The 22,448-nt window shown below is 69.9% G+C and carries 29 protein-coding genes; 18 read left to right on the top strand and 11 right to left on the bottom strand.

Translation table 11 applies throughout. From position 1 onward, the window contains the following. Nucleotides 1-294: 294 nt before the first annotated feature. The gene (locus D892_RS43370) at nucleotides 295-924 is read left to right on the top strand and encodes a TetR/AcrR family transcriptional regulator (RefSeq protein WP_024799593.1); all 630 of its coding nucleotides are present in this window, start codon (nucleotides 295-297) and stop codon (nucleotides 922-924) included. Then, nucleotides 921-2,534, top strand: coding sequence for an MDR family MFS transporter (locus tag D892_RS0101705; protein WP_024799592.1), 1,614 nt, complete (start codon nucleotides 921-923; stop codon nucleotides 2,532-2,534). The genes D892_RS43370 and D892_RS0101705 overlap by 4 nt, the downstream gene beginning before the upstream one ends. A 57-nt stretch (nucleotides 2,535-2,591) precedes the next feature. Here D892_RS0101705 and D892_RS0101700 read toward each other — a convergent pair whose 3' ends face one another. Both D892_RS0101700 and D892_RS0101695 read right to left on the bottom strand, forming a co-directional pair. After that, nucleotides 2,592-3,353 (bottom strand): 3-hydroxyacyl-CoA dehydrogenase, encoded by a 762-nt coding sequence (locus D892_RS0101700; protein ID WP_024799591.1) that lies wholly within the window; start codon nucleotides 3,351-3,353, stop codon nucleotides 2,592-2,594. Between the two features lie 240 nt (nucleotides 3,354-3,593). Then, entirely contained in the window at nucleotides 3,594-4,025 is a 432-nt protein-coding gene (locus tag D892_RS0101695) for an SRPBCC family protein (protein WP_024799590.1), read from the bottom strand. A gap of 102 nt (nucleotides 4,026-4,127) precedes the next feature. On the opposite strand from D892_RS0101695, the gene D892_RS40135 reads away from it, so the two are divergent. Together D892_RS40135 and fetB are read left to right on the top strand one after the other, a co-directional pair. Beyond that, a complete protein-coding gene (locus D892_RS40135) occupies nucleotides 4,128-4,892 on the top strand; it encodes an ATP-binding cassette domain-containing protein (protein ID WP_024799589.1) in 765 nt (254 codons plus the stop codon). An 84-nt stretch (nucleotides 4,893-4,976) separates the two neighbouring features. After that, a complete protein-coding gene (gene fetB / locus D892_RS0101680) occupies nucleotides 4,977-5,753 on the top strand; it encodes an iron export ABC transporter permease subunit FetB (RefSeq protein ID WP_024799588.1) in 777 nt (258 codons plus the stop codon). Between the two features lie 54 nt (nucleotides 5,754-5,807). Here the strand turns inward: fetB and D892_RS0101675 are convergent, their stop codons facing one another. Beyond that, nucleotides 5,808-6,239, bottom strand: a complete 432-nt coding sequence (locus D892_RS0101675) for a membrane protein (RefSeq protein WP_024799587.1) — start codon at nucleotides 6,237-6,239, stop codon at nucleotides 5,808-5,810. A gap of 95 nt (nucleotides 6,240-6,334) precedes the next feature. Between D892_RS0101675 and D892_RS0101670 the strand changes: the two genes are divergently transcribed. Next, complete coding sequence (locus tag D892_RS0101670; RefSeq protein WP_024799586.1) at nucleotides 6,335-6,901, top strand: TetR/AcrR family transcriptional regulator; 567 nt, start codon at nucleotides 6,335-6,337, stop codon at nucleotides 6,899-6,901. Here D892_RS0101670 and D892_RS0101665 read toward each other — a convergent pair. Beyond that, a complete protein-coding gene (locus D892_RS0101665; protein ID WP_024799585.1) occupies nucleotides 6,888-7,775 on the bottom strand; it encodes a hypothetical protein in 888 nt (295 codons plus the stop codon). The genes D892_RS0101670 and D892_RS0101665 overlap by 14 nt on opposite strands. Before the next feature lie 80 nt (nucleotides 7,776-7,855). Next, complete coding sequence (gene mscL, locus D892_RS40130; RefSeq protein WP_051499423.1) at nucleotides 7,856-8,314, bottom strand: large conductance mechanosensitive channel protein MscL; 459 nt, start codon at nucleotides 8,312-8,314, stop codon at nucleotides 7,856-7,858. A 197-nt stretch (nucleotides 8,315-8,511) separates the two neighbouring features. On the opposite strand from mscL, the gene D892_RS0101655 reads away from it, so the two are divergent. Beyond that, nucleotides 8,512-9,231 (top strand): helix-turn-helix domain-containing protein, encoded by a 720-nt coding sequence (locus D892_RS0101655; RefSeq protein WP_024799584.1) that lies wholly within the window; start codon nucleotides 8,512-8,514, stop codon nucleotides 9,229-9,231. Here the strand turns inward: D892_RS0101655 and D892_RS0101650 are convergent. Further along, nucleotides 9,213-9,605, bottom strand: coding sequence for a VOC family protein (locus D892_RS0101650; protein ID WP_024799583.1), 393 nt, complete (start codon nucleotides 9,603-9,605; stop codon nucleotides 9,213-9,215). The two genes, D892_RS0101655 and D892_RS0101650, sit on opposite strands and share 19 nt — an antisense overlap. A gap of 235 nt (nucleotides 9,606-9,840) precedes the next feature. On the opposite strand from D892_RS0101650, the gene D892_RS0101645 reads away from it, so the two are divergent. Beyond that, nucleotides 9,841-10,809: an AraC family transcriptional regulator ligand-binding domain-containing protein gene (locus tag D892_RS0101645; protein WP_232235952.1), complete on the top strand. Its 969-nt coding sequence runs from the start codon at nucleotides 9,841-9,843 to the stop codon at nucleotides 10,807-10,809. Here the strand turns inward: D892_RS0101645 and D892_RS0101640 are convergent. From D892_RS0101640 to D892_RS0101630, 3 genes are all read right to left on the bottom strand, one after another. Continuing rightward, nucleotides 10,806-10,997, bottom strand: coding sequence for a hypothetical protein (locus D892_RS0101640; protein WP_024799581.1), 192 nt, complete (start codon nucleotides 10,995-10,997; stop codon nucleotides 10,806-10,808). The genes D892_RS0101645 and D892_RS0101640 overlap by 4 nt on opposite strands. 371 nt (nucleotides 10,998-11,368) lie before the next feature. Further along, nucleotides 11,369-13,072, bottom strand: coding sequence for an AMP-binding protein (locus D892_RS0101635; RefSeq protein ID WP_024799580.1), 1,704 nt, complete (start codon nucleotides 13,070-13,072; stop codon nucleotides 11,369-11,371). Beyond that, complete coding sequence (locus D892_RS0101630) at nucleotides 13,069-14,751, bottom strand: AMP-binding protein (protein ID WP_024799579.1); 1,683 nt, start codon at nucleotides 14,749-14,751, stop codon at nucleotides 13,069-13,071. Before D892_RS0101630 ends, D892_RS0101635 begins: the two co-directional genes overlap by 4 nt. Before the next feature lie 58 nt (nucleotides 14,752-14,809). Here D892_RS0101630 and D892_RS0101625 point away from each other — a divergent pair, with 58 nt between their 5' ends. Then, on the top strand, nucleotides 14,810-15,670 hold the full coding sequence (locus tag D892_RS0101625) for a LuxR C-terminal-related transcriptional regulator (protein ID WP_024799578.1): 861 nt from the start codon (nucleotides 14,810-14,812) through the stop codon (nucleotides 15,668-15,670). Nucleotides 15,671-15,763: 93 nt separating this feature from the next. Here the strand turns inward: D892_RS0101625 and D892_RS0101620 are convergent, their stop codons facing one another. Continuing rightward, nucleotides 15,764-16,192, bottom strand: coding sequence for a nitroreductase family deazaflavin-dependent oxidoreductase (locus D892_RS0101620; protein WP_024799577.1), 429 nt, complete (start codon nucleotides 16,190-16,192; stop codon nucleotides 15,764-15,766). Nucleotides 16,193-16,305: 113 nt separating this feature from the next. Further along, nucleotides 16,306-16,848 (bottom strand): YceI family protein, encoded by a 543-nt coding sequence (locus D892_RS0101615; RefSeq protein WP_024799576.1) that lies wholly within the window; start codon nucleotides 16,846-16,848, stop codon nucleotides 16,306-16,308. Between the two features lie 101 nt (nucleotides 16,849-16,949). Between D892_RS0101615 and D892_RS0101610 the strand changes: the two genes are divergently transcribed. The 10 genes from D892_RS0101610 to D892_RS0101565 all read left to right on the top strand — a co-directional run bounded on the left by D892_RS0101610 (nucleotide 16,950) and on the right by D892_RS0101565 (nucleotide 22,059). Continuing rightward, nucleotides 16,950-17,798 carry a helix-turn-helix domain-containing protein gene (locus D892_RS0101610; RefSeq protein WP_024799575.1) on the top strand — a complete coding sequence of 283 codons (849 nt, stop codon included), beginning with the start codon at nucleotides 16,950-16,952 and terminating at the stop codon, nucleotides 17,796-17,798. A gap of 213 nt (nucleotides 17,799-18,011) precedes the next feature. Further along, nucleotides 18,012-18,575: an RNA polymerase sigma factor gene (locus tag D892_RS0101605; protein ID WP_024799574.1), complete on the top strand. Its 564-nt coding sequence runs from the start codon at nucleotides 18,012-18,014 to the stop codon at nucleotides 18,573-18,575. Continuing rightward, nucleotides 18,566-19,150, top strand: a complete 585-nt coding sequence (locus tag D892_RS0101600) for a hypothetical protein (protein ID WP_024799573.1) — start codon at nucleotides 18,566-18,568, stop codon at nucleotides 19,148-19,150. Before D892_RS0101605 ends, D892_RS0101600 begins: the two co-directional genes overlap by 10 nt. Further along, on the top strand, nucleotides 19,147-19,518 hold the full coding sequence (locus tag D892_RS0101595) for an Asp23/Gls24 family envelope stress response protein (protein WP_024799572.1): 372 nt from the start codon (nucleotides 19,147-19,149) through the stop codon (nucleotides 19,516-19,518). Before D892_RS0101600 ends, D892_RS0101595 begins: the two co-directional genes overlap by 4 nt. Continuing rightward, nucleotides 19,515-19,832: a hypothetical protein gene (locus D892_RS0101590; protein WP_024799571.1), complete on the top strand. Its 318-nt coding sequence runs from the start codon at nucleotides 19,515-19,517 to the stop codon at nucleotides 19,830-19,832. The genes D892_RS0101595 and D892_RS0101590 overlap by 4 nt, the downstream gene beginning before the upstream one ends. A 93-nt stretch (nucleotides 19,833-19,925) precedes the next feature. Next, a complete protein-coding gene (locus D892_RS0101585; RefSeq protein WP_024799570.1) occupies nucleotides 19,926-20,435 on the top strand; it encodes an Asp23/Gls24 family envelope stress response protein in 510 nt (169 codons plus the stop codon). Between the two features lies 1 nt (nucleotide 20,436). After that, nucleotides 20,437-20,625: a hypothetical protein gene (locus D892_RS0101580; protein ID WP_024799569.1), complete on the top strand. Its 189-nt coding sequence runs from the start codon at nucleotides 20,437-20,439 to the stop codon at nucleotides 20,623-20,625. After that, nucleotides 20,622-20,954 carry a hypothetical protein gene (locus tag D892_RS0101575; protein WP_024799568.1) on the top strand — a complete coding sequence of 111 codons (333 nt, stop codon included), beginning with the start codon at nucleotides 20,622-20,624 and terminating at the stop codon, nucleotides 20,952-20,954. Before D892_RS0101580 ends, D892_RS0101575 begins: the two co-directional genes overlap by 4 nt. Then, complete coding sequence (locus tag D892_RS0101570) at nucleotides 20,951-21,487, top strand: DUF6286 domain-containing protein (RefSeq protein WP_024799567.1); 537 nt, start codon at nucleotides 20,951-20,953, stop codon at nucleotides 21,485-21,487. The genes D892_RS0101575 and D892_RS0101570 overlap by 4 nt, the downstream gene beginning before the upstream one ends. Further along, the gene (locus D892_RS0101565) at nucleotides 21,484-22,059 is read left to right on the top strand and encodes a hypothetical protein (RefSeq protein WP_024799566.1); all 576 of its coding nucleotides are present in this window, start codon (nucleotides 21,484-21,486) and stop codon (nucleotides 22,057-22,059) included. Before D892_RS0101570 ends, D892_RS0101565 begins: the two co-directional genes overlap by 4 nt. Nucleotides 22,060-22,448 lie beyond the last annotated feature (389 nt).

Raw genomic sequence — 22,448 nt, 5'->3', positions numbered from 1 at the left:
GCTGAACTTCCTGTTCGATCGTAGAGTTTCCGGGTCGTTCGATGTATCGAATCGTATGGGCCGGTAGGTGTGTCCACCACATCCAAGACCTTGTTGTTTCGTGACTGTGTCGGCGGTGCCGTTCAGTACTGCGTGGCGGAGGGCCGAGTAGGTCGTCTGCACAGGGCGCAAAGGTACATGCGGCGGTCAGGGGAAGTGTGCGACGCGGGGGTGATCGCTCCCGAGCGCTGACGTGCCCCACATCACACCAACTTGCAGTTTCTGAAATATTTCAGTTTGTGCTAGTTTTTGCCCATGTCCGAGGGGAAGGTGGAGTTGGGTCTGCGGGAGCTGAAGAAGCGGCAGACTCGGCTGGATCTGTGTACGGCCGCGCGGCGGCTCACCGTCGAGCGGGGGCTGGATGCCACCACCGCCGAGGATGTCGCGAAGGCGGTCGGGGTTTCGCCGCGGACCTTCTTCAACTACTACGAGACCAAGCTGGATGCGGTGGTCGGGCCGGTGGGGGAGATCGGGACGCCGGAGGCGCAGGAGCGGTTCGTGTCCGGTGGGCCGACCGGTGTGCTGATCGACGATCTCACCTGGCTGTACGCCTCCGGGTACGAGCCGGACGACGAAGTGCGGGAAAGCATTTCGCTGGTGGCCGAGATCATCAAGAACGAGCCCCGGGTGCTGGCCGCCTTCGTCGCCTCCGGGGTGCGGCACGAGGCGGCCGTCGTGGACCTGCTTTCGGCGCGAACCGGCTCGGATATCGATCCCCAATTCGCCGTGATGGCAGCGCATCTCATGTCCGCTATCGCCACTCGCGCGGCAATGTCGCTGGCCGACAACCCGAATGGCTCGCTGGCCGCAGCCCTGCACGACCAATGTGACCTAGCCGCCCGCCTGTTCGACCGCGGGCGACAGCAGAAGGAGAACCACCCATGACCACGACGGCTGACGCGCCGCCGGCCCCGATCGTCCTGACGCAGAAGAGAATCTGGCTCATCTTCTCCGCGTTGATCGCGGGCATGTTCCTGGCCAGCCTCGACCAGACCATCGTCGGCACCGCGATGCCGACCATCGTCGGACAGCTCGGCGGCGTGTCCGAGATGGCCTGGACCGTCACGTCGTATCTGCTGGCCACTACCATCGTCATGCCGATCTACGGCAAGTTCGGTGACCTGTTCGGGCGGCGCCGGCTGTTCCTGTTCGCGATCGGTGTCTTCACCGCCGCGTCGGTCGGTGCGGCCCTGTCGACCGGGTTCTGGGAGTTCATCGTGTTCCGCGGCCTGCAGGGCGTCGGCGGCGGTGGCCTGATGATCCTGGCGCAGGCCATCATCGCCGACGTGGTGCCGGCCCGCGACCGCGGCAAGTACATGGCGCCGATGGGTGCCGTCTTCGGTATCACCTCGGTGGCCGGGCCGCTGCTCGGCGGGCTGTTCGCCGACCATATCGGCTGGCGCTGGTGCTTCTGGATCAACGTCCCGATCGGTCTCGCCGCGATGGTGATCGCCTTCCGCTACTTGAGCATTCCGAGTCACCGGCCGAAGACCCGCCCCGACTATCTCGGCATCCTGCTGATGTCGTCCGCGACGGCGCTGCTGATCCTGATCACCGACTGGGGCGGCAAGCGCTATGCCTGGGACTCGGTGACGATTCTGACGATGATCGTGGCGCTGGTGCTCGTGGTGGCGGCGTTCGTGCTGGTGGAGCGGCGGGCCGAGGAGCCGATGCTGCCGCTGTGGCTGTTCCGCAACCGCAGCTTCGTGCTGACCTCGGCGATCGGCCTGGTGGTCGGCCTGGTGATGTTCGCCGCGCTGGCCTTCCTGCCCACCTATCTCCAGATGGCCACCGGCACTTCGGCTTCCGTGTCCGGTCTGCTGTTGATCCCGATGATGATCGGCATGATGCTGACGTTGATCACGTCGATGGCGGCGATCACCCGCACCGGCCGCTACCGGATCTATCCGCCGGTGGGTGCGCTGGTCATGGTCGCGGGCATGCTGTGGATGACCACACTGAACGCGGGCACCTCGATCTGGGTGATCTCGGCGATGCTGTTCGTGATGGGTGGCGGTCTCGGACTGATCATGCAGGTCATCGTGCTGGTGGTGCAGAATGCCGTGGCGCCCGACCAGATCGGCACCGCGACCAGCGCCAACAACTACTTCCGGGAGATGGGCGGCGCCATCGGCGTGGCCATCTTCGGTTCGATCTTCACCCACCGGCTCACCGAGGGCCTCACCGACGTGTTCCGGGAGCACTGGCAGGAGGCGGCCCAGGCCGGCCTGCAACCCGGCGCGCTGGTGCCGACGGTGGTCAAGCATCTGCCGAGCGGCCTGCACGACGCGATCGTCGGTGCCTACGTCGACGCGCTGGTGCCGGGGTTCTGGTACCTGATTCCCGGTGCGGCCCTTGCCTTCCTGCTCGCGCTGTTCATCCCGCACATGAAGCTGTCCGACGAAGCGGGCATGATCGCCCGCGGCGAGGCGGTGCTGGAAGGCAGCGAGGCGGCGCCGGAAGACAACGGCGAGCCGGCAGAAGCGAAGCGCTGAACTACGCGAAGAGCCCGGTCCGATGACGGACCGGGCCCTCGCCGGTGGTGCCGGCGCTCAGCGCGGGGCCATGCGGATGGCGCCGTCCAGCCGGATGGTCTCGCCGTTCAGCATCGGGTTCTCGACGATGTGCCGCGCCAGCGAGGCGTATTCGGTCGGGTCGCCCAGGCGCGACGGGTGCGGGACCTGGGCGCCGAGGGAGTCGATGGCCTCCTCCGGCAGCGTGGCGAACAGCGGCGTGTGGAACAGGCCCGGCGCGATGGTGTTGACCCGGATCTTCAGGTTCGACAGGTCGCGCGCGATCGGCAGCGTCATGCCGACGATGCCGCCCTTGGACGCGGAGTAGGCGGCCTGGCCGATCTGGCCGTCGAAGGCGGCGACCGAGGCCGTGTTGATGATCACGCCGCGCTCCTCGCCGACTGGCTCGGTGGCCGAGATGCGCTCGGCGGCAAGGCGGATCACGTTGAACGTGCCGATCAGGTTCACGTTCACGACCTTGGTGAAGTCGGCCAGCGGGAACGCGCCCTTCTTGCTCACCGTCTTGATCGCGTTGCCGATGCCGGCGCAGTTCACCGCGATACGCAGATCGCCCAGGGCCTGCGCGGCGTCGAGGGCGGCGGTGACCTGCTCCTCATCGGTGACGTCGGTCGGCGCGAACACGACACCCTCGCCCAGCTCCTTGGCGATCGTCTCGCCGTTGGAGGACGGCAGGTCGATGATGACGACCTTGGCGCCCTGGCCGTGCAGTTCCTTGACCGTCGCCAGGCCCAGTCCGGAGGCGCCGCCCGTCACCACGGCAACGGCATTGTCGATCTGCATGAGACCTTCCCTTCTGCTCTACGTCCGCGCAAGATTAACCGGCACGCGAGAATTAAGTAAATAGTGATTCGCGTGAGCGGCTTCTTGGTGCACGAAGAGTGAGGCCGGTCAATGCCCGACTGAACTGCGAGTATTCCTGGCGATTCACTCCAGGTAAGAGAACGAATGTTCTGTCGAGTTCGCCGCTTCACCCGCTCCCGTCCATATTAGAACACGTTACATTTAAAGTCCGGCGCGGGGTCAGCCGTACAGCTCGACGAAGCGGTCCAGCGACCGGTCGATATCACCCTTCAACGCCCGGGCCACCGCCGAGCCGATCGGCCCGAACAGCGGGCGGCCGCCGAGGTCGATATCGACGGTGACTCGTGCGCCGTCACCTTTCGGCTCGACCAGCAACTCCAGGCCGATCCTCGTACCGCCCTTCCCGGAACCGCTGAGTACCAGGCGATTCGGCGGCTCGGCGGTGCGCACCGTCCAGCGCACCCGGTTGCGAAGTCCCTTCGCCGTTACGACACCGACGATTTCGGTACCGGGAGTCAGCTCGTCCGGGACCGTGCCCCGCCATGCCTCGTGCATGAGTAGCCACTGATCCAGCGTGTGCAGATCGGCCGCATGCGACCATGCCTGATCGGGGGAGATCGGCACGTCGGCCGATACCTTGAGATTTGCCACGGGTGCATGCTAGCGATTGCCGTCGACGGCGGCGTTACCCCAGGCCAGCGGGAGTGTGACGGCAGATCGGCGCTCGGGCTGCGGCGGGTGTGGGAGTGCGGCATGCTCGGGTCCGTGCACAGCATCGTCCTGGAGCGGATCGGCGTGGTCTTCGGCGGGCGCACGCTGTTCGACGGCATCGATCTGACCGTGACCGCCGGCCGGTGTACCGCGGTGGTGGGGCCGAGCGGAGTGGGAAAGACCACGCTGCTGCGGCTGCTCAACCGCCTCGGCGAACCCTCCGGCGGCCGAATACTTCTCGACGATGTTCCGATCGTCGAACTCGACGTGCTCGAGCTGCGCCGGCGGATCGGGCTGGTGCCGCAGCAACCCGTGCTGCTGGAGGAGGTCGTGGTCGACGAGGTTCGGGTGGGCCGGCCGGCGCTGTGGGACGAGCAGGTCGGTGCGTTGCTGAACCGGGTCGGCCTGCCGGAGGCCTTCGTGCACCGACGCTGCGCCGAACTGTCCGGCGGTGAGTCGCAGCGGGTGTGCCTGGCCCGCGCGCTCGCCGTCGCCCCCGAGGTGCTGCTGCTGGACGAACCGACCTCGGCCCTGGACGATTCCGCCGCGGCGATGGTCGGCGACCTGGTGCGGGCGCACTGCCGGGCGGGCGGCAGCGCCGTAGTGGTCAGCCACGACAGCACATTCACCGGCTCGGTCGCCGACGATATCTTCCTGCTGGAAGCCGGCCGCCTCGCCCCGCTGGGCGCCCTGAGCATGCCGACCCCCGAAACCACCTCCCCGCCAGGCGAACTCGGTGAGGGCACCGCTCCGGGTGCCAGGGACGCGGCGCGATCCCGTGCGGCGACGCCCGGTGGACCGGGGTGAACACCGTCGCGTGCCGGTGGATCGGCGACGGCGGCGACGTGGCGGACAGCTGGATCTCGATCGAATCTGAGAACGGATGACCTGATGGCAGAAGGACTTTCGGTGCCGGACTGGCCGGGTGTGGCGGCGTCGCTGCTCTTGGTCTGCGTGGCGGCGCTGATCGCCTATCGGCAGCAGCTGAAGCTGACCCGCGAGCTGCTGATCGCCGCGGCACGCGCCGCGGTGCAGCTGGTCGCGGTGGGTGCGGTGCTGCTGGTCCTGTTCCGGCACACCGGACTACCGGGCGCGCTCGGCTGGGTGGCGCTGATGGTGCTCGTGGCCGGCCAGGTCGCCGGCCGGCGGGGAGCCGGTGTGCCGCACTCGATCCGGGCCGCCACCGTCGGAGTCGCCGTGAGCACCGCGGTCACGCTCGGCGCCCTCATCGTGCTCGGCGTGATCGCCACGCAGGCCCGGGTGGTGGTGCCGGTGGGCGGGATGATCGTCGCGGGGGCCATGCAGGCTACCGGCATCGCGCTGCGGCGGGTGCACGAGGACGCCCGCACGGCCCGGGCGGCCGTCGAATCGCGGCTGTGCCTGGGATTGCCCGCGCGACAGGCGTTTCTGCCGTACCGGCGGTCGGCGCTGCGCACCGCGCTGGTGCCGGCGATCGACTCCACCAAGGTGGTCGGCCTGATCAGCCTGCCCGGCGCCATGACCGGCCTGATCCTGGCGGGCGTCGAACCGCTGACCGCCATCCGCTATCAGATCGTCGTCATGTACATGATGCTCGCCGCCGCGGCCTTGGCCGCCCTGGCCGCCGCCCGGGTCGCCGAGCGCTGGTTGTTCGACGACGCCCAGCGCCTGATCTCGTTGCCTGCCTGAACGTCTCGCGCCCCGAGACGGCCGGCCGTCACCGGTCCCCGATCGACGTCGGCTTCAGAACACCGCGACGACGCACGCCCCGATGAACAGCACCTGAACCAGCGTGCGCAGCGGCAGCGGCATGGACTTGATCCCGAGATCCGCCCCGGCGGCACGCACATTGGCCGGGAACATCGCGACCATCAGCAGGGCCAGGAAGATGGCCGAGGCCGGGGCGACCGGAGCTATGAGAAGCCCTACGGCACCGGCGATTTCGAGGATTCCGTTCGCGGTCACCAGTGCGGGTGCGGCCGGTAGCGCGGTCGGCACCATCGCGATCAGCGCCGCGCGGCGCGGTGGGAAGAAGTGCGCGCTCGCGGTGAGCGCGAACATGGCGGCCAGGCCGATGCGGACGGCGTGCGGCCAGGAATCGAGCCAGCCGTCCCGGATCGGTCCGGCGAGGCGGGCCACTGCGGTGACGACGATGAGAACGATGAGCGGTGCCATCGGGGCTCCTGAGGTTCAACCCAATCTTGACAGCGGCTAGATTAGGCTCGAGCAGGAAACTTGTCAACGTCTACATTATTCGGGACCATCGAGACGTGACGAAGACCGCCTACCACCACGGTGACCTGCGTGCCGAGCTGCTGCATGCGGCGGCGGAACAGATCGCCGCCGACGGTGTGGACGCGGTGTCGCTGCGCGCGCTGGCGCAGCGGGCCGGCGTCTCGCACGCCGCGCCGGCCCATCATTTCGGCAACCGGCAGGGCCTGCTGACCGAGCTCGCGATCGAGGGCTTCGACCTGCTGGCCGCGGAATTACGTTCCGCGGCGGGCGATTTCCGCGAGGCGGCCGTGGCCTACGTGCGTTTCGCGCACCGTTACCCCGGCCATTTCGATGTGATGTTCCGCCGCGATCTGCTGCGCCACGGCGACGAGCGGCTGGTCGCGGCGCGGGAGCGCTCCGGCGACGAATTGCGTTCGGGCATGACGGCGTCGGCGGTGGCGCCGGACGACAGCCGTGCGGCCCGGCTGGCGGCCTGGTCGCTGGTGCACGGGCTGGCCACGTTGTGGCGCGAGGGCGCGCTGGAGGGGTCGCAGCTGGGCGGGGACGATCCGGAGGAGCTGGCTCGCCGGATGGTCGCCACGGTCGAGTTCAGCGGTGCGTGACCGCCAGGTGCTCCGCGCTGCCGACCCGCGGCCCCCAGAAGTTCAGGTGGTTCGCCGAATGCCGCAGGGCCGTCGTGCCGGGCAGGACCTCCCGCACGGCGTACTTGTCGTGCGGGTGATTCTGCAGAAAGGTCGCCAGCGTCGCCGCGGTGATGCCGGCCTTGCCGACCACCAGCGCCGGATCCTCCCCGAGCGCGGCGATGACATCGCGCAGCCGGCCGCGCAGCAGGCTGTCGGTGCACCCGGCGATCATCACGAACGGGTCCACCAGCGGCTGCTCGACGGCCAGGTGGTAGGCCCGCGCCAGATAGGTGTCGGTGAGGTCGGCGTCGCCGTGGATATCGCCCGGCAGGCAGTAGTCGAACCAGTCGATGCTGCCGGTATCGGTGACGGGATCGCCGGAGATGCCCTGTCCCGCCAGCTGATTGCCCAGCGGGAAGGTGCGCCCGCCGGCCCGGTGCGGTGAGGCGATGGTGTGCAGCCAGTGGCAGTCGCGCATCCGGTCGCGCAGCGAGCCCGACACCAGTTCCCGCCCCACCAGCGAGGCCACCGCGGCGCCCTGGCCGTAGCCGAGAATGCCGAAGCCGCCGGGGTGTTCGTGGATCAGGCGGATCAGTTCGGCCACCGCCATATCGCGCGCGGCCCGGTACGAGGGCTGTCCGAGCAGTTCGAGCAGGCCCTCGCCGCCGCCGGTCAGCGGGCCGAAACCGGCCGGATAGTTGAGGTAGACGACGTCGAAGACGCGGCGGTCGAGTAGATCGGTGACACCGGTCAGCATGCCGATCTCGGTGCGCGGTTCGATCCGCCCGAATTCCTCGGCCGTGGTGACGGCCTCCCAGGTTCCCGGAATGCAGAAGAGTCTGTGCTGTGCCACCTCTCGACAGTGCGCCGGGATGTGGCGGTGCGGCGCGAGTAGCGCGGTACTCGAATTCGGCCGACGGCCGAGCCGACCGGTCAGTCGAGTGCCCGTGCCGCCTTGCTCAGGGCGGCCTTGTCCAGGGCCTTCTCGGTGGCGTCGGACGACCGGTCGTCATCGGCCCGGACGGCCAGCAGGTCGCGGATCTCGATCAGCAGTTCGGTCTGCGTCGGCTCCGCCGACTTCTTGCCGCCGAAGCGCCTCTTGAGGCTGTTCATCGGCATGATGAGCACGAAGTACAGCACGGCCGCCACCATCACGAAGTCGATGGCCGCGCTGACGATCGGGCCCACCGCGACGAAGGTGGCCGGCTTGCCCGGGACGATCTGGAAGCCCAGTCCCAGCTGGCTGTTGCCGCCGAGCACGGCCAGCAGCGGTTCCACGATTCCCTTGGTGACCGACTTGACGATGGCGGTGAACGCCGTGCCCATGACGACCGCGACGGCCAGATCGATGACGTTTCCGCGCATCAGGAAGTCTTTGAAGCCCTTGAGCATGTCGCCCCGCATCCCCAATCTGAACTGTTGACGTTTATCTTCGACGGAGTGTAACGACCGGCGGCGAACGGTCGGCAATCGACCGAGCCGGTTCGTCGGTGGGGGATTGTCCCAGGCATCGGCGCAGCGCGCCGGTCGTGCGGGGACCGCGGCCCCGGGCATGGGTTTCTGTCGGGGCGGCGCGCTAGTCTCGGGCGGTGGAGCCCCAGCCGTCCGCCTACCGGGAGCGCCCGTCGGCCGTCGTCGACGGTGCGGTGGTGTGGACGCGGGTGCTCGGCGACGGCGACGAGGCGCCGGTGCTGCCCGATGGGTGCATGGACGTGCTGTGGACCGGGGAGCGGCTGCTGGTCGCGGGCCCGGATACGCGCGGCCACCCGGCGGGCGCGCTCACCGGCGGCCCGATCTCCGGAATTCGCTTCTTCCCGGGCACCGCACCGCCCCTGCTCGGCGTCCCGGCCCGCGAACTGCTGGATCGCCGGGTGCCGCTGGCGGATCTGTGGCCGGCCGGGCGCGTGCGGGCCCTGGCGGCCGCGGTGGCTCGGGCGCCGGACCCGATGACCGGCCTGGAGGAGCTTGCCGGCCGCACCGCCGCGCCGGCCGATCCGGTGCTGCGCCACATCGTGCGGCGGCTGGCGGCCGGGGCGCCGGTGGCGGCCACCGCCGACGAACTCGGACTCGGCGCCCGCCGGCTGCACCGGATGTCGCTGGCGGCCTTCGGCTACGGCCCGAAGATGCTGGCGCGGGTCCTGCGCCTGCAGCGCGCGCTGACACTGGCCCGCGGCGGAGTCCCGTTCGCGGAGACGGCGTTCCGCGCGGGATACGCCGATCAGGCGCATCTGGCGCGCGAGGTCCGCGAACTGGCCGGACGGCCGCTGCGGCGGCTGGTGCCCGGCGGGGGTCAGGTCAGCGGCGCGTAGAGGTCGACGCCGTTGCCGTCCGGGTCCTGCACGCCGGCGTAGCGCTGCCCCCAGAAGGCGTCGAACGGCTTCAGTTCGCCGTGGTACCCGGCGCCGGTCAGCTCCTCGAACAGCGCGTCCACCGCCGCGGCCGTTTCGCACCGGAACGCCAGGCCGATCCGTCCGGACCGGCCGCTCAGATTCCGGGGCGGGTTCGGATGGAAGGACCGGATGTTCTCCTCGGTGTCCAGCGTCAGCCGGAAACCGCCGGGCAGGGCGGCCTCCACGTGGCCGCCGAAGTCCTCGCCGAATTCCAGGCCGAGACGGCGGTAGAAGGCGAGCGCTGCCGTCATATCGGAGACGACCACGCCGATTACGTCCAGTTGAACAGTCATGGTCGCTACCGTAGAAGCGCGCACGCCACGCGGTCTTGAAGGAATCGGACACGGGCGTGCCCAGTGCGGGTTTACGCCGCGCCGGTCCGCCCGGGAGTGCCGACGACCACATATGGTTCGTTTCGGGAAATGAAACAGCCCGGGCGGTATAGCGTTCGTGTATAGACCTTGCTTGTGGAGCCACCGGGCAGGAGGGGTGTTGGGGACGGACCAGACATTACTGCACCGTTTCGTATTGTCGCAGTTCACGGCCGCCGGAGCGGACCGGGATCGCGTGCTGCGCGAATGCGGCGTCCCGGAGTGGACGCTGGACGGGGCGAGCGTGCAGATGCCCAGCGATACGTTCTCCCGACTGTGGGAGGCGGGTGAGCGCATCCTGGACGAGCCCGGCGTGGCGCTGTACGTCGCGAGGCAGTACCGGATGCCGGCGCTGCGGCTGTACGACTACCTGTTCGCCAGCGCGCCGACGGTCGGTTCGGGATTGGCGACCTGCGGGCCGTATGTCACGGCGGTCACCACCAACCACCGTTTCGACCTGGTCGCCGAGAACGACGGCGAGACCAGCCTGTACATCGACATGATCGAGGGCGACGGCCGCGGCCGCGACCACACCCAGCTGTGGGGGCTGGTGGCCGTGCTGACGCGGGCCCGCAACGTCGTGGATGCGCCGTTGAACCCGATCCGGGTGGCGCTGCGGCAGCGGGCCCCGCGCGACCGGAGCCTGTTCGTGGAGGTGTTCGGCACGACCGCCATAGAATTCGGCTCGCCGGTGGACGTCATGACGTTCCGGGCGGCCGATATGGAGTTGCCGCTGGCCACGGCCGATCCGGCGCTGGCCGAGGTGCTGCAGCCGCTGGCCGACGCCCTGCCGCCGCCCCCGCCGCTGGAGTCGGCGTGGCCGGAGCGGGTCGCCACCGCCCTGACGCAGGCCTTCGACGAGGGTGAGGCGTCGCTGGATCGGGTCGCGCGCCGGTTGGCGACGAGCCCGCGCACGCTGCAGCGCCGCCTCGCCGAGGCGGGGACCACCTGGCGGCGGGAGCTGGACCGGGCGCGGCTGGCCCGGGCCGAGGCGGCGGGGCCGATGAGCCGCGAGCGACAGGCCGAACTGCTCGGCTACTCCGATGCGGGCTCGATGCGGCGGGCGGCGCGGCGATGGTCGGTGGTCGCGCACACCCGCCACAGCAGCGAACTGGACCGGTCCTAGAGCTTCAGATTGCTGGCCGCGATGTTCCAGAACGTGCTGCGGTCCATCGAACGAAGGTCCCAGCTCTCGGCGATCGCATGCGAGGCCGTCACGATGGCCTGGACGTCGAAGTCGTCACGAGTGGCCGTGCCCTTGGCCTCGAGCTCGGCGATCACGTATTCGGTCGCCGATTCCATGGTGTTCAACACGCGTACTCCAATCGGTCGTAGTGACACGTACGGTCGATCACGGATCGTGTTGCCGCGGGAGGTGTTCCGCGGCACCCACCGAACCGACACCGCGCGAGCGGTGCCCGCCGTCCGGACGATCCGACCGCGTCCGATGGAGGGGTGGCGCGGTCCGGGGACGACGGGTACCGGTGCCACGCGGCGGGCACTACGCCAGTCTTGTCGTCGGCGGTGGGGTGGACCAGCACAGAATGCGTCACACTCGGGCAAACGTGCCAAAGTTCTTCTGTCCTGACGCGATCGGTGCAGTTCCTCGCGGCGAGTTGAGCCGCGGGGCCGGGTCCGGAGCGGGCTCCGGGTGGCCGATTCGGGTGGATCCGGCACAACATCGGCTACCCGGCCGGGCGCGGGAGCAGGTCCTCGTACCGGAACTCGGTGTCGATGGGTGTGCCCGCCGCATGCGCCGCCTCCTCCCGGCGGCGCAGTTCGACCCGGCGGATCTTGCCGGAGATCGTCTTCGGCAGATCGTAGAACTCGAGACGACGCACCCGCAGGTAGGGGGCGAGGTGATCGCGAGCGTACGCCAGGATGGCGCGCGCGGTCTCGGGCCCGGGCTCCCAGCCGGCGGCCACCGCCACGTAGGCCTTGGGGACGGCCAGCCGGGTGTCGTCGGGCTGCGGCACCACCGCGGCCTCCACCACCGCCGGATGCTCGATGAGCACGCTCTCCAGTTCGAACGGTGACACCTTGTAGTCGGAGGATTTGAACACGTCGTCGGTGCGGCCGATGTAGGTGATGTAGCCGTCGGCGTCGCGGGCGGCCATGTCGCCGGTGTGGTAGTAGCCGTCCGCCATGGCTGCCGAATTCCGTTCGGGGTCACGCAGATATCCGGTCATCAGGTTCACCGGCCGCGCGCTCAGGTCCAGGCAGATCTCGCCCTCGTCGGCCGGCCCGCCGGCGACCGGATCGATCAGCACCACCGGCACCCCGGGCGCGGGGCGGCCCATCGACCCCGGTTTGACCGGCCGGCCGGGCGTGTTGCCGACCTGCAGGGTGGTTTCGGTCTGGCCGAAACCGTCGCGAACGGTGAGCCCCCAGGCCTTCTCGACTTGCGCGATGACGTCCGGATTGAGTGGCTCACCGGCGCCCAGTATTTCGCGCAGTCCGTCCGGGCGGGGGCCGAGATCGGATTGGATCAGCATGCGCCACACCGTCGGTGGCGCGCAGAACGTGTTCACCCGGGCCCGGCGCAGCTGCCCCAGCAGGGCGGCGGCATCGAATCGGCCGTAGTTGTAGACGAAGATGGTGGCCTCGGCGATCCACGGGGCGAACAGGCAGCTCCAGGCGTGTTTCGCCCAGCCCGGCGCGCTGATGGCCAGGTGTACGTCGCCGGGGCGCACGCCGATCCAGTACATCGTGCTGAGATGTCCGACCGGGTAGCTGATCTGACTGTGCTGCACCATCTTCGGCCTGCTGGTGGTGCCGGAGGTGAAATACACCAGCAGCTCGTCGGTGACGTCGGTGACGGCCGGGAACGGGCCGGCGGAGGTGATCGCGGCGGCGTCGGCGTAGTGCGCCCAGCCCGGCGCCGCCGCGCCGACGGCGATGCCGGTGTAGTCGCCGGCCACCCCGTCGAACTTGGCGGTGTCGGCCGCGTCGGCGATCACGAAACGCGCTGCGCCCCGGTCGATGCGGTCGGCGAGGTCCTCCGGTCCGAGCGCGGCCGTGGTCGGTACCACCACCGCGCCCAGCTTGGCGATCGCCAGGACCGACTCCCACAGCTCCACCTGGTTGCCCAGCATCACGATCACCCGGTCGCCCTTGCGCACACCGAGTTCGGCGAGCCAGGTCGCGACCTGGTCGGAGCGCCGGGCCATCTCGTCGAAGGTCACCCGCCGTTCGCGCCCGTCCTCCTCGACGATCCACAGGGCGATCGCGTCGCTACCGCGGGCGATGACGTCGAACCAGTCGGTGGCCCAATTGAATTCGCCCGTCAGCCGCGGCCATTCGAAGCCGGCGCACGCGGCGTCGTAGTCGGTGGCGGCGTCGAGGAGCCGGTCGCGCGCGGCGCGGTACAGCTCGGTGTTGGCGATCATGCTGTCTCTCCTGTCTGGCTCGCGCCCGCCGCGGTCCGGTCCTGCCCGAACAGCTGCGCGGACACCTCGCGCATCTCGACCTTGCGGATCTTGCCGGTCACCGTCATCGGGAACTCCTCGACGATGTGCACGTAGCGGGGGATCTTGTAGTGCGCGAGCCGTCCGGTGCAGAATTCCCGCAGGGACGCGGCGTCCAATGCCGGTGCGCCCGTGCGCATGCGCAGCCAGGCCACCAGCTCCTCGCCGAACTTCGGATCGGGCACGCCGACCACCTGAGCGTCGAGGATGTCGGGGTGGGTGTAGAGGAACTCCTCGATCTCGCGCGGGTAGATGTTCTCGCCGCCGCGGATCACCAGATCCTTGATCCTGCCGGTGATCGCGACGTAGCCGTCGTCGTCCATGGTGGCCAGGTCGCCGGTGTGCATCCAGCGGGCGGCGTCGATGGCCTCGGCGGTCTTCTCGGGTTCGTTCCAGTATCCGAGCATCACCGAGTAACCACGAGTGCACAGCTCGCCGGGTTCGCCGCGCGGCACGGTCCGGCCGGTCGCCGGGTCGATGATCTTGATCTCCAGATGCGGGCCGACCCGGCCGACGGTCGCGGTGCGCTGGGTGAGGGTGTCGTCGCGGCGGGTCTGGGTGGACACCGGCGAGGTCTCGGTCATGCCGTAGCAGATGCAGACCTCGGCCATGCCCATCCGCTCGATCACCTGCTTCATCACCTCGACCGGGCAGGTCGATCCGGCCATGATCCCGGTGCGCAGCGTGGACAGGTCGTAGGAGTCGAATCCGGGTTCGGCGAGTTCGGCGATGAACATCGTCGGCACCCCGTACAGCGACGTACAGCCCTCGGCGGCAACGGCTTCCAGGGTGGCTCGCGGGTCGAAGGCCGGGGCCGGGATCACCATCGCCGCGCCGTGGCTGGTGGCGGCAAGATTGCCCATCACCATCCCGAAGCAGTGATAAAAGGGAACCGGCAGGCAGATCAGGTCTGCCGATGTGTAGCCGCACAGCGCGCCGACGAAGTAGCCGTTGTTGAGGATGTTGTGGTGCGACAGGGTGGCGCCCTTCGGGAATCCGGTGGTGCCCGAGGTGTATTGGATGTTGATCGCGTCGTCGGGGGACAGCGTGGCCTGCCTGGCCGTCACCTCGGCCGGGTCTCGGGCGCGGCCGGCTTCCAGCAGCGCGGTCCATTCGGGGGTGTCCAGCAGGATCACCCGCTCCAGCTCCGGGCAGTCCGGGCGGACCTCCTCGATCATCGCGGCGTAGTCCGAGGTCTTGAACTCCCGGGCCGCCACCAGCAGGCGAGTTCCCGACTGTCCCAGCACATGACGCAGTTCGTAGGCGCGATAGGCCGGGTTGATGTTCACCAGGATCGCGCCGATCTTCGCGGTGGCGTACTGCACCAGCGTCCACTCGGCGCGGTTGGGCGCCCAGATTCCCACCCGGTCGCCCGCGCCGATCCCCGCGGCGAGCAGTCCGAGCGCGACCGCGTCCACCTCCGCGGCGAACTCGCGGTAGGTCCATCGAGCGCCGGTGACATGGTCGATCAGCGCCGGACGGTCGCCGTGGGCGGCCACGGTGCGGTCGAGGTTCGCGCCGATCGTGTCGCCGAGCAGCGGCGTGTCCCATGCCCCGTGCGTATAACCGGCCCGCCGGAACCGGTCCGTAGTCGAACTCACCCGAACTAGGATCCACGTCACATTCCCCTGCCCACTACCCCCGGAAAGGGGTACCGAGATGAATCTGCTGCGTCCCCGCGATGCCGATGCGCTGCGTGCCGAACTCCGGCAGGTCGCCACCGCCTCCGGGCTGCCTGTGGTGTTCGGTGGTCAGGTGCACGAGCAGACGCTGGTGCTCAGCGAATTCCTCGGCACCCGGACCAGCGCCATGCGCGGGCTGGCGGTGTCACCTTCTTCCGGAGTCGGCGGTGCCGCCGTGGCCACCAAGCGGCCCACCTCGGTCGCCGACTACCGGGCCGCCTCCACGATCACCCACCACTACGACGCCCCCGTGCTGACCGAGGGCCTGCGGGCCGTCGTCGGGGTCCCGGTGGTCGTCCGGGGCGAATCGCGGGCCGTGCTCTACGTCGCCAGCCGGGATCCCGGGCCGCTCGGCGGCCGCGCGGCCGATCTGGCGGTGCAGGCCGGTCGGCGGCTGGCCGTGGAGCTGGCCATTCGCGACGAGGTCGACCGGCGCGTGCGGTTGCGCGAGGCCGATGCCGCGGCGACCGAGCGCCCCTGGTCGGCCGCCGACGTCGCGGTCGCCGAGCAACTCCGCGACATCCACGCCGAGGTCCGTGGCATCGCCCAGGCGGTCGCGGATACGGCGACGCGCACCCGGTTGCGAGACCTGTCGGATCGCCTGACCCGCCTGCTGTCCGGGCCCGACCTGACGGACGAGGCGCCGCCGCTGGCGCCCCGGGAGGTCGACGTGCTCAGCCACGTGGCCCTCGGCTGCACCAATGCCGAAGCGGCGCAGCGCCTTTCGCTCCGGTCCGAAACGGTGAAGAGCTACCTGCGCAGCGCCATGACGAAGCTGGGGGCGCACACCCGCCACGAGGCCGTCGTGCGGGCCAGGCGGACGGGTCTGCTGCCCTGAGTGCTCTGTCGCCTGGTGAAGCACGCGCTGAGATGGTGGCCGGCACGATCATCACCGCGGTGATGACGGCAATGCCGGTCGGAGGTCACCGCATTACGCGGGACTGAGCGCGAGCACCGGAATGGTGCGGATGCCGGCGGTTTTCTCGGCGTATCCGGCGAAGCCCGGATAGCGGCTCGCCTGTTCGGCGTAGATCCGGTCGCGGTCGTCGCCGGTGATCTCGCGGACCGTCACGTCGTAGCGATCGGTGCCGCGCTCGACGTTCGCCGTGCCGGCGGAGGTCAGGTTGTAGTACCAGTCCGGATTGGTCGGGGCCCCGGCCTTGGAGGCGAACACGTAGATCGTGTCCGGGTCCCGATCGTCGGCCAGGTACATCATCGGCGTGGTGAACTCGCGGCCGGACTTGCGACCGCGGTGGTGCACCAGAAGCATCGGCGCACCCTCGAACTGGCCGCCGACCCGGCCCTGATTGGCGCGGAACTCGTCGATGATGCTGGTGTTCCAGTCTTCGGCAGTGCTCATCGGGACTCCTTCGCTCGGAGGGATACCGCTCGTCGTACTGCTGGGTGGAACGCTCGTCGATCGGCCACCGGCCCGGGGTGAACCTGCCGGACCGGTGACCCGGTGCCGGGAGGTCAGTCCTCCGGCTCGAGGAGCTGGATGTCCAGATCGATGCCGATCTTGTCGCTGAGCATAGCCGTGGGCACGGCCGTGGCGACGTCGAAGTCGCTGCGCTTCAGCGTTCCGGAGGCGGCGAAGCCGGCGCGGCGCTTCCCGTCGCCCGGATTCTCCTGCACGCCGCCCCACTCGACGTCGAGGGTGACCGGCCGGGTCACGCCGCCGAGCGTGACCTCGCCGGTGACCTCGAAGTCCTCGGCCACCCGCACCGGCTCGACGACCTTGAAGTGCAGGGTCGGCCGCTTCTCGACATCCAGCAGATCGGCGCTGCGGACGTGCGCGTCGCGGTCCTCGTTGCCGGTGTCGAAGGAGTCGAGGTAGATGGTGGCCTCGATCGTGGCAGAACCCGACTCGTCCACGACGAATCCGGTCTCGAACGAGTTGAACCGGCCGCGGACCTTGGAGATGCCGAGGTGTCGGACGGTGAAGCCGACCGAGGAGTGGGCGGTGTCCAGGGCCCAGGAACCGGTCTTCAATGCGGTCTCTGCGGAAGTTGTCATGCCACCATGATTTCCGGACCGTGGTCCGTTTGTCCACACCGCCGCTATCCTGGGACTGTCAGGGCGCGGATAAGAGTCCCGGGATCGGACAGGATGGTGACGTGGCACGGTCGGAATTCGCGGAGTTCCTCATCGCCCGGCGGTCGCAGCTGCAGCCGGAGGAGGTCGGGCTGCCCGCCGGTCGCCGCCGCCGTACGCCCGGACTGCGCCGCGAGGAGGTCGCCGCGCTGGCGGGGGTGAGCGCCGACTATCTGGCCCGGCTCGAACAGGGCCGCGACACCAATCCGTCCCCGGCGGTGCTGGGCGCGCTGTCCGACGCGCTGCGGCTGAACGAGGTGGAGCGCCACCACTTCGGGAAGCTCGCGCTCGGGATGGAGCACGGCGGGTGCCCGTCGCCCGGCCAGGCCCACGAGCAGGTCTCCGACACCGTGCGGGCGGTACTGGATGCCCTGCATCCCACCCCGGCACTGGTGCTGGGTCGCTGGCTGAACATTCTCGCCTGGAACGCCGCCTGGCTGGACTTCGCCGAGCCGCTGGGCCTGCTCGACGAGGGTGTCGACGGCAATCTGGCGCGCTTCGTCTTCGGCCGCCCGGAGGCGGTACGGCACTGGCACGATTGGCCGGTAGTCGCCGACATGATGGTCTCGGCGCTGCGCGCGGCCCGGTCGGCCTGGCCCGATGAGCCGGGCCTGAACGCGACTATCGCCGCGCTGCAACAGGTCCCGGAATTCGCCTGCCGCTGGCGAGAACATCGCGTCGGCGAATTCCGCACGGGCACGGTACATCTCGACCATCCTCAACGTGGCGAGATCGAGGTGGAGATCGAAACCCTCAGCCCCGGAGCCGATCAGACCGTTCAGGTGTGGCTGGTCGACCGCCGCCGGGTGCGCGCCCCGGGCCTGCGGCTGGTCGATGTGACGGAGTTCGCCGCCGACCGGGAATCGGTGTAGCGGCCCGGCCGCGGCAAGCCGGACCGGCCGCACCCCCTCGAGTGCTTGCCGGTGGGCGAGTCGGCGCGGCGCGCCGTTCGGCGCACACGATGACGCCCCTCCGACACTCGGATTTCTCGCGCGGCAACCACCGAGACAACGATCACGCGATAATCGGCCGTGACGTTTCCCGTGCACCGGTGTCGATCGAGAGAGCGGCGGAGGAGGTGCTGTGTGACCAGGACGGCTACGGCAGCCGAGGCGGCGCTGGACGACGCGACCCTGGCCGGTCGGGCGCGTGACGGCGATGTCCGGGCCTACGAACAGCTCGTACTGCGCTATCAGGGGCCGATGTTCCGGCTGGCCGCGAAGATGCTGGCCGATCGGGCCGAGGCCGAGGACGTCACGCAGGAGGTCTTCCTGACGGCCTGGCGCAGGATGGGGCAGTTGCAGGACGATTCGGCGTTCGCCGGGTGGCTGTACCGGGCGACCACCAACCGCTGCCTGAACGTGATCAGGTCGCGGCAGCTGCCCGCCGACGTCGATCCGGACACCACCGCGTCCCGGACCGACACCCATCCCGAGCACGCGGCGCAGGTCAACGGCCAGTTGGCGGCCCTCACCGCGGCACTGCAACGACTGACGCCCGAACAGCGTGCCTGCTGGCTGCTGCGGGAGGTGCACGGCCGGTCCTACGAGGAGATCGGTGAGATCGTCGGCACCAACACGACAGCGGTCCGCGGGCGGATCGCACGGGCCCGAGCGCAACTGGCGGAGGTGATGAAGCCATGGCGGTGAGGCCGACCACGGACAGCGACTATCTGCTCCCGTGTGGCCGCGGCCTGGAACGGGTGTGGGAGCGGCTGGACGCGATCGATGCCGGACTGGCCGACGACCACGAACGAACCTGCCCGCACTGCGCGGCGGCCCGGGAGAGCCTGCTCACGCTGCGCGGCGCGACGCGGGAACTCATCGACGAGCCGGATCCGCCGCCACCGGATCTGTTCGGCCGCATCATGTCCGCGGTGCGCACCGAGGTGCGCCGCGGCCGGACCCTGGAGCTGCCCACCCCGCATCCGGGGTCGATCGAGGTCAGCGAGCAGGCGGTGGCGGTGGTGCTGCGGTACGCGGCCGACACCGTCGAGGGTGTGCGGGCCCGCGGCTGCCACGTCCGCGCGGCCGGGCCCGGCCCGGACGGCGAGACCGTCATCGAGGTGGAGATGACGATCGCGGTGCGGGTCGGCGGCCGCGGCGTCGAACGGTCGGTGCCGCTGGTGCGCGAGCGGGTGCGGACCGCGGCGTCGGCGCGGATCGGTCTGGTCCTGGACCGGCTCGACATCGTGGTCGTCGACGTCTACGAGGAGGACCGGTGAGTACCCCGGCCACCGAGGTCGTCGTCGCCGACGCGGTGATCGCCGGTGTCGCCGCCCGCGCCGCGGCCGCGGTGTCCGGCGTGCTGCGCCTGGAACCCGGCGTGCTCGGCCTGGTCGGGCAGCTCGCCCGCTCGGGGAAGCAGCTGTGGACCGGGGTGGAATCGGCGCCGTCGGGCGGCGTGCGGATCCGCCGGGCCGGTGCCTGGCTGAAAATCCATGTGGACCTGACGGTTTCGGCCGGCAGCACGGTCGCCGTGGTCGGCCGGTCCGTGCAGGAACAGGTCACCCGCGTGGTGGCCGAACAGACCGGGGTCACCGCGGACGAGGTGTCGGTGACCGTTCTCGATATCGAACCGGAGTGGCCGTGACCTCCGAGGGGGCAGTGATCGATGACATCGTCGACGCGATCGAGGCGGTGGACGGGCTGCGGCCGGCGACACCGCCGGCGCTGCCGAATGCGACCTGGCTGCCATTGCGCGGGAGCCGGTCGGCCGTGGATATCACCCCGTCGGTCGTGGAGATTCGGGTGGTGGCCGTCGCGCTGCCGCTGCCGCCGCTGGTGGACAAGCTCGCCGGCGCGGTCCGGGAATTGCTGGAACCCACGCAGTGGGCGCGGGCGACGGTACGCGTGGTCGTCGCCGATCTCGACGCCGGATCGTTCGGCAACACAACAGTTACCTAGATCACGCCGGGTGACCGTGACGATTCGTCCGGCACCGTGTCGAACTCATGAAGAACCGTTATCCGCTGTACCGCAAGGGAATCGGGAGGCACAATGACGAGCACGGCAACCGAGAAGTCGGGCGAGAACACCAGGGCAGAGACCGGTAGGGCCGCGAACCCCGAGGTCGGGAGGGCGAAGGCCGACGGCGCGGGCCGCTCCGGCGCGCTGGTGACCGATCAGGGCACCACCACCATCGCCGATGCGGTGGTGCAGAAGATCGCCGGCCTGGCCGCGCGTGAGGTGCGCGGCGTGCACGAGCTGGGCGCGGGCGCGGCGCGCGCGTTCGGCGCCTTGCGCGATCGCATTCCCGGCGCGTCCTCCAGTGTGGGACAAGGTGTTTCGGTCGAGGTCGGGGAGCGGCAGGCCGCGGTGGACCTGGATCTCGTCGTCGAATACGGCGTCGCCATCGCCGAATTGGCGCGGGCGGTGCGCCGCAATGTCATCACCGCGATCGAGCAGATGACCGGGCTCGAGGTCGTCGAGGTCAACATCAATGTCAACGACGTCTACATCGAGGGTGACGACGACGAGCCGCAGCCCAGCCGCGACCGGGTGCAGTGATATGAACGCCACCACGATCGGCCTCATCACGGGCCTGGCCCTGGGATTCGCCGCGGCCTTCGGCGGGTTCGGCGCCTTCTTCGTCGTGCTGATCTTCGGCGGGCTGGGCCTGCTGGTCGGGCGGTGGCTCGACGGCGACGTCGATCTCGCCGGTCTGGTGCGCTCGGCGCAGGAACGGAGCCGTCGATGACCACGACCACCGCGGCTCCGCCCGACCTCGACACCCGCGGCGTGACCGTGGTGAGCGAGCGCGCGGTGCGGCGGATCGCGGCCCGCGCCGCCCGCGAGGTGGACGGTGTGGCGCCGGAGGTGGAGGTGTCGGCGCGGGTCACCGGGAACTCGGCCGTGCTGCGCGTGCGGCTACCGGTCCGCTACCCGCGGCCGGTCGCCCGGATCGCCGACGCCTGCCGTGCGCATCTGATCCGGCGCACCGGGGAACTGTCGGGGCTGTCGGTGCCGCGGGTGGATATCGAGGTGTCGGCGCTGCCGACCGGCGCTGCGGACGGACGGGTCCGGTGAAGCGCCGTCCGCGCCGCGTGATCCCGGCCGTCGTGGTGGCGCTCGTGCTGGTCGCGGCGTGTGTGGTCGTCGCCGTCTCGGTGGTTCAGAAGCTCAGCGGCACAAGGGAACTCGTATCCTATGACGATGTGGCCGGTCGGCTGCACGACACCACGTGGGGCAGTGGCTGGGTACTCGGCGGCGGCATCGCGGTGATGGTGATCGGGGTGCTGCTGCTCGCGGTGGCGCTCATGCCCGGCCGTCCGGTCGTGCTGCCGCTGGAGTCGGAGGACGGGGTGCACGCCGGTATCACGCGCCGTAGCCTGCGTGCCGCCGTGCGGGACGCGGCCGATTCGGTGCCCGGTCTGGAATCGGCACGGGTTCGCTTGGGAAGTAAGAAGATTCGTGTCAAGGGGCGAACTCACGAGGCAGCGGCGGAAGCCGCCGGTTCGGTCCGCGCGGCGATCGATGAACGCCTGGATCTGGTGGCTCCCCGGGTGCGCCACACGGTGACCACCCGGGTGCGCCCCACCGACGCGGGAGGAACCCGATGAGCACGGTCAACCGTCCGGCGCGCCTGAACCGGACGCTGCTGGCACTGATCGGCGCGGTGCTGATCGCCGCGGGCGCCTATGCCGTCGTCGCGTGGCTCGGCCGGCTCCGGTGGGCCGATCCGGACGCTCCGCTGGTCCCGGGCACCGCGGCGCCGCCGCGGTGGGTGCTGATCGCGGCTGTCGCCGCCGCGGTGGTGATCGGCCTGGCCGCGCTGCGCTGGCTCGCCGCGCAGGCCACCCGCCTGCCGAGCCGGGTGCAGTGGGAGATCGGGGCGCACGACGCCGCGGGCGTGACCGTTCTGGATTCCCGCACCGCGGCCGATCCGCTGATCAGCGATGTCGAGTCCTATCCGCAGGTGCGCTCGGCCGCGGCCCGGCTCTCGGGCCCGTCCGACGCGCCCGAACTGCATCTGCTGGTGACCGCCGACCCGGACGCCGACCTGACGGCCCTGCGCCGCCGCATTCTCGGACATGCGGTGACCCGGCTGCGGGAGGCGCTGGAGGTGGATGTCATCCCGGTGACGCTGGAGTGGCGACTGGCCGACCGTGGGCGGGCCGCGCGGACACAGTGATTTCCTCCTTTCCGGACTGATCAGGGCGGTCCGGCAGCGGTCGTGCCCGGGGTGCGGCCGGAGACGGGCGCGGTGTGCGATGTCGCCCGACGCTGCGGCTCGTCCCGGCAGGCCCCACAGGAACAGGTCGGCCTTGCGCTGCGGCGTAACCGTGCTCCAGGTGGACGGCCGGGCGCCACCGCAGGCCGAACCGGGATATCGCCGGTGCGCCGCCCGCTGCGTCCGAGCGCAGGTTGTGCGAAATGACTCCGGTGCTCGGCCGTAGGTTCCACCGGTGAGCAGCTCCGGTTCGGCTCGTCCGCTGGAGTCACGTATCTGTCTCCGGCGACTGCCGTCATCTGGCAATCATCTGGACAATAATCGAAATCAACGGAAGCCCTCTTCTTCTT

The organism is Nocardia sp. BMG51109, assembly GCF_000526215.1.
Lineage (GTDB): Bacteria > Actinomycetota > Actinomycetes > Mycobacteriales > Mycobacteriaceae > Nocardia.
The sequence above is the reverse complement of the archived record's forward strand: the minus strand, read 5'-3'. Positions and strand labels throughout refer to the sequence as shown.